Raw genomic sequence first — 10929 nt, forward strand, 5'->3', positions numbered from 1 at the left:
CACTCCGCTCATCGCGCATCGCCCCCTCGCGCTGCGCGCGAGGCAGGAAACCGGCGCGCTTCGCGCGCCTCCATCCGCGGGCTCCGCTTCGCTCCACCCGCGGATGCCGGGGTGCTCCGCACCCGGCTTGCTCCGCGAAAGTGCACAAGTGGCCGCTTCGCGGCCCCTTGTTGGGCCGCCTTCGGCGGCCGTTTCCCGCCCCGGCTTCGCAGGGGCGGGAAACGGCCCGCTTGCGCGGGCCGGGCTAACTGTGAATCTTAGCCGAGGGGCTGTATCAAAGTGGGATGCGGCTAAAATCTGGGCTGGGCCGCATCCACCTCTGAGGTAGGGTGGCATTTCTTTTCACCAGGTGAACACGGGATATTGACCGAAAGGGTGTACTTACTCCGGTATCTCATGGGTGTGGGGTTGCTCTTCTGCTGCGGAAGGGCAACCCCACACCTGTGTCGCTAAGGACTGTCAGGCCATCAACAATAGCCGTGTGTGAGGAACGAGTTTCCTATTTACACTGGTCGACTGCACGAATATGGAATAGTCTGGATTGTCCTCTGGGGTGACTCGGACTTCTACGTCAGACAGGCCGATCAATTTCCGGGCTTCTTGGCCGCCGTACACTCGTCCGGTTTTCTTCTCCAGTACAGCGATTTTCTTCTGCGGCTGAATGTTCTCCCGCTTGGAGAGTTCGTAGAAGGCAGATCCCAACTTGAAGGGCAGTTGGCATTCTTCCAGAACCCACTTACGGATTCCTATTGCTTTTGTGACTGGGATGAGGCTGTAGCTGGAGGCACTCAGAGGTGTCAGGCCAGCGGCGCGAATCGTGTCTGCGTTGACCGCGTCAGCTCCCGTGGAGAAGACCGATCGCGAGCCGCGGATTCCCGAGGCTCGGTTCGCCAGAAAGATCTCTGTGGCCTGCTGGATCTTTCCAGCCGCCTCCTCCAGTCCTCGTGTGGAAGAAGCATCCCAGAGGGCGATGTTCTCCCGTGGGAAGCCCGCTTGCTGAGCCTCTCGTTTGCCGATCTGATCCGGTACGAGGACGGCTAGGGTCCAGTTGTCCGGCATCGTCTTGATGCGTTCAGAGACGTGGTTCACCAGCCCTCGCGGATTGCGCGCCGGAGCATCTGCGCAGCGGTGGCTTGCGTTCTCCTGGCCGTCTGTCAGCACGAAGGTGAGGAAGCTGTGGTCCCCGTAGAGCTGAGCGGTCTGTGCCAGCTCTCGTTGTGACTTGAGCGTGGCAGAAAGTAGTGCGGTCATGCCTCCAGGCTGGTAATACTGGGAGATGGACGGGAGGCGGAGTACGTCTTTTTCGTAGATGACGCACTCCGCTTCGTCGGCGAAGACATAAACGGTGACTCGTGTTTCCTGGTCGAGTTCCTTGGAGCGTCGTGCAAGGTAGGCGATTTGCTCGTCTGCCACTTGCACGACTTTGTTCCTCAAGTGGCTCATGGATGTGCTGGCGTCCAGTACCAGAACTACGTGATTAATGAGCCCTTGATGCACTGTCATGCGTTCTCCCTTGCCGCTTGATTACTAACTCGATTTTCGCATCCACCACTGACAGTTGATCTTGCTTGAGGAGTTGGTCTCGGCCGGAGAGCGGAGCAACGAGCGTGGAGGGAGTGTGGGCCTGTTCGGCATGGCGAGCAGCAATCTGCGCCGGTCCGCGCTCCTGGGGACTTGCCGGCCGGCATGTCGTTGTTGCCGGGCCGGTCATCTCCGACGGGGCTTCACATCGTCGACGATGTATCAGGCGCTGTCGGTGTTCCGCTCGAGCTCCGCCTGGCCGTCCCGGCAGGGCTGAGGGGTCGGCAAGGGGATCGTCGGATCGCGGACTGGCTGCCGAGGTGCACCGAGTTCCACGCCTGTGCCTGTGTCGGGGAGTAGCTGCATCCACCGAAGCGACTTCGGATTCTTGGGGTGAACGAGATCGAGCCGAGCGGTCGGCTGCGTGGGGCCGGTACGGGAAGATGTCGGACAGGACGGCGCGCACGTTCCGCGGCTTCCAGCCGGCGCGGAGCGGCAGGTGCGCACGTGTATGCCGAGATCGCCGAGACACCCGTAGGCACCGTTGTATTCGGCCTGTTGGCACGCCACGACAGGGTCTCCAGGTCCGACAGGTACAGCACCATCGTCATGACCGCGCGCGCCTGTGCGGTCGACCCGCCCAGCTACACACACCCCGCCCTCGCGTACGCGCCAATGTCCCCCACTCCCTCAACTCCCCGATGGCGCCCGGCACATGGCCCCCGGGCAGTCGGTGGCGTCGTGAAAGGCGGTATGGGCAGTGCCCGGTGGTCGTCCGGCCGGTGGCCGACCGGGTGCGCATCGTTTCCGAGTTCACCGCTGTTCCCGGTCCCGTAAGTTTCTACCGTCCGGGTGCACGGGCCATCTCGATGACCTGCTGCCCGGGTCACCCAGCACAGGCCCTGACCAGGAAGTCCCGGAATGCATGTGCGGAGATACTGCAGCCGGCGGCCGCCAGGCCGGACGGCGCCCCGCCGAGGGCGGCGCCGGCGCCCTCGTCTTGACCGTGCCGGCTTTCCAAGGGGACGAAGAAGAACGACGACGGGACGACTCATGGCGGGAACGCGAGCGGCCCCGGGGGGGGCGCTTCGCATGCTCCCGGGGCCGTTGGTCCTTTGCTCGCGCACTCGGTCGCCGCACCCGGAGAAGAAGCATCGGGCGTCAGGGCAGCGCGCTGCTCGCAAGGCGGCCAGTCGGTAGGCCGTCGGGCGGCCGGGGCCCTCGAGGCGCTCGGCCGGTACATCGAGCCCCGCCGTCTTCGGTTGCGTGCGGATGTGGCGCCCGATCTCGTGCGCGATCCTTTCGGCCCTCCCGCCCGCCGCACGTCGCAGGGGCCGGCCGGTACGAGATGCTCCGCGAGTTGAGTGGTCGTCATCGGCTCCGGATTGCCCAAGGCAGCGAAGGCGTCCAGCAGCCGCCGCACGGCGAGCAGCGCGCAGCGGGGAGCAGCGGGAGTGGGGAGCAGCGGCAGTCCGGCCGGGGCCCCGTTCCTTCGTCGGCCGCCGCTTTCGGCGGCAAGGGTGAGAGGTGCTGGACAACCGGGTTCTCGTGTCGGTTCCGGGTGGAAGCGGGACCTGCCCCTGCCCGGCGTCTCCTCATCGGCCGTGGGGCTGAAATCCCCGGGTCGTCGTTGGCAGAAAGATAGCCTCGCGCTCCTGAGTCGCCGGGCTACCTGATTCACACCGCTTGCGCGAGCCCTGGTATCAGGTGGCGCCGCCGGGTAGTTGAGGCCCCCCGGGACAGGCGCTGCGGCGGTGTCGCTGTGGCCGCTGGCGGTGGGGAGTGGCCCTGCACGAGTCAGGATGCGGTGGTATTCACCGAGACAGGTTCTTGTATGCGTCTTTGGCGATTACTTCGGTTTCGCTGCACGTGCCGCTGTAATACACCAGAGCCTCTCCGAACGAAGTGGGCCAGCCTGCGAAACAAACCCCGATGTACCTGCTGCTCTGCTCGCCTATTCTCCCGTTGGGGATTCCATCCAGCGCCCGGTTGCCCTCTTCGGTGTAATAGCTTTCTTGGTCGTAGCTGATGAACAGGCGGATCTCGTTTTCAGCGCTGAGCCAAACGCACTCCCACGACTCGCCATTGTTCGGGGCGTCCTTGCTGAAACTGCGGCCCTCATGGAAATGACGCAGCCGCAGCCCTTTGCCCAGGCGTTGGACGTAGTCGCTGGACAGGGCCTCGCACGGATCTCGTAGAGCCGTCGAATCCTCAGCCTCGACTGCCTTCTGCAAACTGTCGAAGTCCTTGATCCCGAAGAAGGCCAGCACCGCGATGACCGACGTCACGATCCCCAGCCAGAGCGCCGCCTTGTTGGCAGCCTTCGCATTGTCCCCCGTCACCTTCGCCCAGCCCTTCGTCGCCAGATAGACCAGACCCGTCATGGTCGCTGTTCAGGGCCGCCTCCCGGTAGGCCCGAACCCCCCGGGTGTCCGGATCTCAGCAGGGCACGGCGGACGAGCAGCACTCACGCCGGCCGCATTGCCCGAAGATCCCACCACGACGAGGGGGACGAACATCTCCAAAGCGCCCTCACCGTGAAACGGCACCTCAACCTTGTAGCAGACGCGGCCGGTTGGCCAGTCGTACCAGGCGCACACAGCAGCAGCACACGCTCAGGGCCGGGCCCTCGCCCTGCCGCAGCGGCGCCCCGGCAGCCTCCTCGAACCGGCCCGGGGCAACGGCATCCCTCTGCTCCGAAGCGGCAGGAACCACCCCCACCACCAGGCTCGTGCCGACGCCATAGCCACCGAGACGCTCGAAGTAGTGGACGGTGCGGTAAGCGGCTATAGGAGCCCGCCCGCTCGCAGAGGACCAACAGCACGCCGAGCCACAGCCATCGACGCGGGCGCGGAGGCGGAGGCGGTGGTCACGCGCCCGCGTCAGACCCGGCCGTACGCAGCATGCCCGGTCACCTGAGACCCTGGCTCAGGGTGACCGACGCCGCAGGCGATGCCGGCGATGCGAAGAACATTCCGTCAGGCCACGCCATCAGTCGCTTCCGCAGCCGACTGGCCACCACGACCGGAATCCGGGAGGGAGACGGGGATGGACCTGGAGGAGTTGCTGCAGCGGGCGGTCGCCGTTCATGACCTGTATGACGAACTGAACCGGCACGAGCGTGGCCGGGTATGGACACGGGAGGAGTTCATGCTCGGCTTTGTGGGCGATGTCGGAGATCTGGCCAAGCTGGTAATGGCCCAAGAAGGCGCGCGGGGCATGCCCGGTGGCCGGGAGGCACTGGAGCACGAACTCGCGGACTGCCTGTGGTCGGTGCTCATCCTGGCGTACCGCTACGACATCGATCTAGGGCCCGTCTTCCGCCGCACGATGACAGAACTCGATGCGGCGATCCGTTCCCGGTTGCCAGACCAACAAGACCCGTCCTGACACCAGACCCACGCAGCACCGACGAGCTGCACCCCCACATGCTGCGTCACCGGCTCGCCCCGGACACCAGCCCCATACCAACGACGAGCCCGCCAACGCCACGCGCCCGCAGAGCCGTTGGAGAGCCCCACACCAAACCAGGCAACCGACTGGAACCCGCCGGCTCCGAACAGCGAGGCCCTCGGCCGACGTCCCGGGCTCAGCCCGGTCAAGTCCGCGCTCCTTGCATACCTGCCGGGCTGTGCCCGGCCTGGGGTCACCAGCACGCGGGCACCTACCCGAAGACGTCCGGGACCAAGCGGCGCTGATCACCAGCGGGAATACAGCACCGGCGGGATCCGCACCACCCCGAGGGCAGTGCCCAGTCCTTCAACGGAAAGCTCCATGACCGGCCCCCGCGAACCACGTCCGCGACCTGCCGGGCCCGGATCGCGTTCAACTTCGGGGTGAGCGTGCGGCAACCGTCGGGCGTCTGCAGGACCACCGCCTACGGGTGGGTGGGTGTTCCACAGGCCCCGAGGACGAGAGCGTCGACAGTGTCGGCGTGCCGGATCTTCACCCAGGAACGGCGGTCGCCGGCGCGGTAGCGGCTGGCCAGGCCCCCGACGCCGAGCTGGACGAGGCCCTCGCCAGGCAGTCGCTGTGATCCGGTCGGTGGTGACCAGGACGAGTCCGAGCGGCAGGCCGCCGCCCTCCGGGGCACAGGCGTAGCCCTCCCTCCCGCAAAGCGGGGTCAGAATGGTGTCATGCAGCTCCGTCCGCATCAGCGAGAAGCCGTGGACGCTGTGGTCCGCGCCCTGGAGTTCCCTGCCACGACGATGCTGCCGGAGCGTGGACTGCGTACTCAGGTGATCATGGCTACGGGCTCCGGGAAGACCTTGGTGGCCGCCCGGAGCGCTGAGGAGCTGCGTGCGGGGCGGGTGCTGGTGCTTGTGCCGTCGCTGGACCTGCTGGAGCAGTCCGTGGAGGCGTGGCGGGCAGGTGGCCGCAGAGGGCCGGTGGTCGGGGTGTCCTCGCTGCGAGGTGGGGAGAGCTCCTTTCCCAGCACCACGGACGTGGATGAACTCGTGGCCTGGACGAGTCACCAGGAGAAGGTCACGGTGTTCGCCACCTACGCCTCCCTCGGTCTGGGAACGCTGGAGCGGGCCCACCGGCGCGGGCTGCCCGGCTGGGACCTGGTGGTCGTGGACGAGGCGCACCGTACGTCGGGCCGGCTGGGGAAGCCGTGGGCGGTCATCCATGACAATGCGCGTATTCCGGCGGAACGCCGGCTCTACATGACCGCCACACCGCGGCTGTGGCAGCTCGGGGAGGAGGAGGGGGAGGGGGCCGGGCAGCCGGGGGAACTGGTCGCGAGCATGGAGGACGACCCCGGCTCGGCGTTCGGCGCCCGCTGCTACACCTTGACGCTCTCGCAGGCCGTCGACCGGGGAATCGTCGCGCCGTACCAGGTGGTGTGCGTGGATGTGACCGACACCGACTTCCAGACCGCGCTGCTGCTGGGGGAGAGAGCCACCACCGACAAGGTCCGCGGGGCGCGGCTCGCCGCCCTGCAGGCTGCGCTCGTCAAGGCGTCCGGGGAAGAGGGGCTGCGGCACACCCTCGTCTTCCACCACAAACTGAAGGAGGCCGAGGCCTTCGCTGCCGGCCTTCCCCAGGTCGCCGCTCAACTGCACAGGAGCGATCCGGAGCTGTATCCGAAGACGATCTGGGCCGACTGGCTGTCCGGCGGCCACCGGCCCGCTCACCGGAAGCGGGTGCTGGGCCGGTTCTCCGACGGTGTCGCCGGTGACGGCACGGTCGTGGAGAAGGCTTTCCTGTCCTCGGTGAAGGTCCTGGGAGAGGGCGTCGACACGGCCACCTGCGACTCCGTGTACTGGGCCGACGTGCGCGGTTCCATGCCCGACCTGGTCCAGGCCGTCGGCAGGGCCCTGCGGATGCAGCCGGGCGCGGGGAAGACCGCCTCGCTGGTGGTGCCCGTCCTGCTCGGCCCCGGCGAGAGCCCGCAGAACATGCTCACCTCCCGTGCCTACGCCGGCCTGGCCCGGCTTCTGGCGGCGCTGCGTGCCCACGACGCCCGCGTCGTTGAGGCACTCGCCGAGCAGCAGGCCCCAAGCCGCCCTGCCTCGTCCGTCGGGGAAGAGCCGGCAGGCGGGCGGGCGGACGCTGGGTGGGCGCGTAGCGGGCAGACCGTCAGCGGCCCCGCCAGGAGCCTGTTGAAGTTCTCCACACACCGCGACCACGCCGCGCTGGCAGCGTTCATCAGCCTGCGCGTCCTCCGCCCCGACAACCAGCACTGGCGGCGCGGCATCGAAGCCGCCGGCCTGTACCGGGAGATCCACGGTGATCTGCGGGTGCCTTTCACCTACCGCGTACCCGCCGGTATGGAGGCAGGGGCACAGGGCTGGCCCGCGTCACTGGCCGCTTTCCCGCTGGGGCAGTGGATCGCCGACGCCCGCCGCGCCTACGGGCAGAGCCGCCTGGACGAAGATCGCATTGCCCGGCTCGAAGAACTCGACATGGTATGGAGCCATTTCGACGTCGCTTTCGAGGAAGGACTCGACGCTGCCCGGGCCTGGGCTGCCGAGCACGGCCACCTCCTCGCCCCCGTCGACGCGGTCGGAGTGGGCGGCTACCCCGTCGGGACCTGGCTGCGTAACCAGCGGGCCGCCGCGAAACGCGCCGAGGAGGTGGCACAACGCCGTGCGGAAGGCCTGCCGAGGGGTTCGACAGCCGGCGTACTGACCGAGGCACGCCGCGAAGCACTCGAAGAGATCGACCCCGCCTGGTGCCCCGCCTGGCCGGTGGACTGGCAACGCTGCTTCCACCACGCCCGCAGACTCCTCACCGACGGCGGGACGCTCCTCACCGCACCCGGCACCCTGATCGTTCAAGGCGACGACCTGGGCCGCTGGACCCGTTCACAGCAAGCCGGCTGGGACAAGCTCAGCAGCGCGCAGCAATGGCTGCTGCAGCACATCCTCGGCATCCAGCCCGTTGCAGAGAACAAGAGGAAGCCCCGACGGAACAGAGCACAGATCTGGGCCGAGAACCTTACCGCCACACGCCAATACCGCGCCCGTGAAGGAAACTTGAACGTGCCACGCTCACACGTGGAAACCATCACCACGGCGACCGGGCAGAAGCGGGAGATCCACCTCGGCGTCTTCCTCTCCAACCAGCGCTCCCGGGCCGCCGGCCTCCCACCCGAACACGCCACCGCACTCAGCGAGTTGGGCATGCGCTGGACCTAGCCCCTGCCGCGACCCCCTACCGCGAGGGCGCCGTCCCGAAACCAAGCGACTGCCCGAACCGTCACCGAAGCCCAACGCCCAACCCTCGTTGTCTTTCTTCGCCGTCCGGCAAGAGAACCGCCCGCCTGGCAGGCCCGGCACAACACCGACCCGGTCACAGGTGGCAGGTGGCAGGTGGCAGGTCTACATGACGTGCACGCGCCCGATACAACACCACAGCCCGAGACCAACGCCCCGCGCCGCGCCCCCGAGGGGGCGCGGCCCGTACCCCCGCGCGGGGCCGCGACGGACGCGGGGGGCGGCCGTCGACACCGGGGGCGGAGACCACGGAGCCAAGGCCACCAGCCACCCCCGTGCCCGTCGCGGCCACCACGGGGAGAGTTACGGTCGAAGACAGAAGGAAGGGGGATGAAATATGTCATCCCGGACGCTTGACGGCACAGCCCTGGAATCCCTGCGGACGACCTTCACCGGCACGCTGCTCACGCCCGGTGAGCCCGGCTACGAGGACAGCCGTACCCTCTTCAACGCCATGATCGACCGGCGTCCCGCCCTGATCGCCCAGTGCCGCACCGAGGACGACGTGGCCGCCGCGATCGGCTTCGGACGGCAGATGGACTGGGAGATCGCCGTCCGCGGCGGCGGCCACGGCGTCGCCGGCACCTGCACCACCCAGGGCGGCCTCATGGTGGATCTGCGGCACCTGAACACCGTCAGCGTCGACCCGGCCACCCGTACCGCGAGAGTCGGCGGGGGCGCGACCATGGCCGATCTCGATGCGGCCACCCAGCCGCACCGCCTGGCCACCACCGGCGGACGCGTCTCCACCACCGGTGTGGGCGGCTTCCTCCTCGGCGGCGGTTCGGGCTGGCTGGACAGAACTTACGGACTGGCCTGCGACAACCTCCTCGGCGCCGACCTGATCACCGCCGACGGCAGCAAGATCCACACCGACGCCGCCGATGAACCCGACCTGTTCTGGGCCCTCCACGGAGGCGGCGGCAACTTCGGCGCCGTCACCTCCTTCACCCTGCAACTGCACCCCCTGGCCGCGCTGACCGCGGCGCTGCTGGTATGGCGCCCCCAGGACGGGCCCGAGGCCGTACGCGCCTACCGCGACCTCCTCACAGACGCCCCCCGCGAAGTCGGCGGCGGATTCCTCTACTTCACCGCCCCCGACGAGCCATACGTCCCCGGAGACCTGGCCGGCTCCCTGGCATGCCTCGCCCTGGTCACCTACACCGGCCCCGAACAAGAAGCACGAGAGGTGATCGAACCCCTCACGCGTCTCCACCCCGCCGGGCAGATGATCACCGAGATGCCCTACGCCCAACTACAGAGCATGCTCGACGACCCACCCGGCTACCGCAACTACTGGTCGGCGGAACACCTGCACGCACTCCCCGACGAAGCCGTCGACGTCTTCTGCGACAACGCGAGCGAGATGATCGTCCCCTCACCCTCACAACACGTCCTCTTCCCCCAGGGCGGCGCCGTCCGCGACGACCCGCACCACTACCCCATCCCCTGGCGCCACGCCCCCTGGACCGTCCACCCCTTCGGACTATGGAGCGACCCCGCCGACGACGACCGCGCCATCCACTGGGCCCGCACCCTCCTCACAGAGCTCCACCCCTGGACCAGCGGCAGCGTCTACCTCAACTTCATCGGCCAGGAAGGCCACGACCGGCTCCTCGCCGCCTACGGCCCCCACAACTACCAACGCCTCACCGAAATCAAAGCCCGCTACGACCCCGACAACACCTTCCACCTCAACCACAACATCCCACCCGCCAGCCACAACTGACACAACACCCGGCGGTCCCGGGCCTACGCCCCCAAACCCCGACACACCGAAGCCACGACAACCCCGACATCGACCCAAAAGAAAAGCGTCACCACCAACAACCACCACCCCCACACCCACCCCCATCCCCCCGGCGATGGGTTCGGGAAGCGCCCCGATCCTCGGTCGGGTGATGTTGATGAGATGGGGAGGCGCCAGGTCTCTTGCCCGGGGCAGCATCGGAATGCTCCCGGTGAACACCGGCCGGGTATATTCGAAAGCCCCGATCGCTGAGGCTCCCAGAGCCCACCGGGGCATCGGCCATTCGCGCCACATGGTCGGCGACCGCCACCGCGCCAGCCGGCACACTTCCCCCTCTTCTCACACGCTCCCGCATCCCTGGCTGCACGCGCCCACGCGTCGTCCCCCAGCCCTGCCGGCACCAGCCCGAGCGTGCTCCCCCTCCTTCGACGAGCGATCCGAAAGGACCGACATGCAGCCTGGACAACCGAGTTGCTCAGCCATGGGAAGCGCCCTGCTCCGCGAAGCACATGCCCTTCAAGACCAACCGCCGCTGATCCTGCAGGACTTGGAAGCTGGACAGCTCGTGCCCGACTCAGAAAGGAAGCGTCTGGAGGCGACCATGGCCCGGTGGACTCCCGAAGTACGCAGGAGTTTCCGTCTCGGGCACGTCATACGGGCACGGCTCGCAGAAGACACCGCGCTGGCCGGGCTCTCCGAGGGCCGGTCGGATTACGTCGTACTCGGCGCCGGGTTGGACACCTTCGCCTGGCGCCATCCAAACGCCGACGAGTTCCGGATCTGGGAGGTCGACCACCCTGACACCCAAGCCTGGAAGCGTTCCGCGCTCGCCGAAGCCGGGATGGCCGAGAAGCCGAACGTTCGCTTCGCGCCGGTCGACTTGAATCTCACCCACCTCGGCGACATCAGACTGCCCACTCGCGCCACGTGGAACTG

6 protein-coding genes are annotated in these 10929 nt (G+C 67.7%); 4 read left to right on the forward strand and 2 right to left on the reverse strand.

Annotation, left to right across the window (positions count from 1 at the left end):
* Positions 1 to 459: 459 nt before the first annotated feature.
* Together ACFPA8_RS27535 and ACFPA8_RS27540 are read right to left on the reverse strand one after the other, a co-directional pair.
* Entirely contained in the window at positions 460 to 1503 is a 1044-nt protein-coding gene (locus ACFPA8_RS27535; protein ID WP_386452915.1) for a vWA domain-containing protein, read from the reverse strand.
* Between the two features lie 1832 nt (positions 1504 to 3335).
* Positions 3336 to 3905 carry a hypothetical protein gene (locus ACFPA8_RS27540; protein ID WP_386452916.1) on the reverse strand — a complete coding sequence of 190 codons (570 nt, stop codon included), beginning with the start codon at positions 3903 to 3905 and terminating at the stop codon, positions 3336 to 3338.
* Positions 3906 to 4569: 664 nt separating this feature from the next.
* On the opposite strand from ACFPA8_RS27540, the gene ACFPA8_RS27545 reads away from it, so the two are divergent.
* The 4 genes from ACFPA8_RS27545 to ACFPA8_RS27560 form a co-directional block, all read left to right on the forward strand.
* Positions 4570 to 4911, forward strand: a complete 342-nt coding sequence (locus tag ACFPA8_RS27545) for a MazG nucleotide pyrophosphohydrolase domain-containing protein (RefSeq protein WP_386452918.1) — start codon at positions 4570 to 4572, stop codon at positions 4909 to 4911.
* 746 nt (positions 4912 to 5657) lie between these two features.
* Positions 5658 to 8165, forward strand: a complete 2508-nt coding sequence (locus ACFPA8_RS27550; protein WP_386452920.1) for a DEAD/DEAH box helicase — start codon at positions 5658 to 5660, stop codon at positions 8163 to 8165.
* A 415-nt stretch (positions 8166 to 8580) separates the two neighbouring features.
* A complete protein-coding gene (locus ACFPA8_RS27555; RefSeq protein WP_386452922.1) occupies positions 8581 to 9972 on the forward strand; it encodes an FAD-binding oxidoreductase in 1392 nt (463 codons plus the stop codon).
* Positions 9973 to 10474: 502 nt separating this feature from the next.
* A partial coding sequence (locus ACFPA8_RS27560; RefSeq protein WP_386452924.1) for a class I SAM-dependent methyltransferase occupies positions 10475 to 10929 on the forward strand: 455 nt, incomplete at its 3' end.

Source organism: Streptomyces ovatisporus, assembly GCF_042653885.1.
In the GTDB taxonomy this organism is placed as follows: Bacteria; Actinomycetota; Actinomycetes; order Streptomycetales; family Streptomycetaceae; genus Streptomyces; species Streptomyces ovatisporus.

What these genes read in the sequence shown, in the direction of transcription:
- ACFPA8_RS27535 (WP_386452915.1), bottom strand. Translation starts at nt 1,503, where the DNA reads ATGACAGTGCATCAAGGGCTCATTAATCACGTAGTTCTGGTACTGGAC.
- ACFPA8_RS27540 (WP_386452916.1), bottom strand. Translation starts at nt 3,905, where the DNA reads ATGACGGGTCTGGTCTATCTGGCGACGAAGGGCTGGGCGAAGGTGACG.
- ACFPA8_RS27545 (WP_386452918.1), top strand. Translation starts at nt 4,570, where the DNA reads ATGGACCTGGAGGAGTTGCTGCAGCGGGCGGTCGCCGTTCATGACCTG.
- ACFPA8_RS27550 (WP_386452920.1), top strand. Translation starts at nt 5,658, where the DNA reads ATGCAGCTCCGTCCGCATCAGCGAGAAGCCGTGGACGCTGTGGTCCGC.
- ACFPA8_RS27555 (WP_386452922.1), top strand. Translation starts at nt 8,581, where the DNA reads ATGTCATCCCGGACGCTTGACGGCACAGCCCTGGAATCCCTGCGGACG.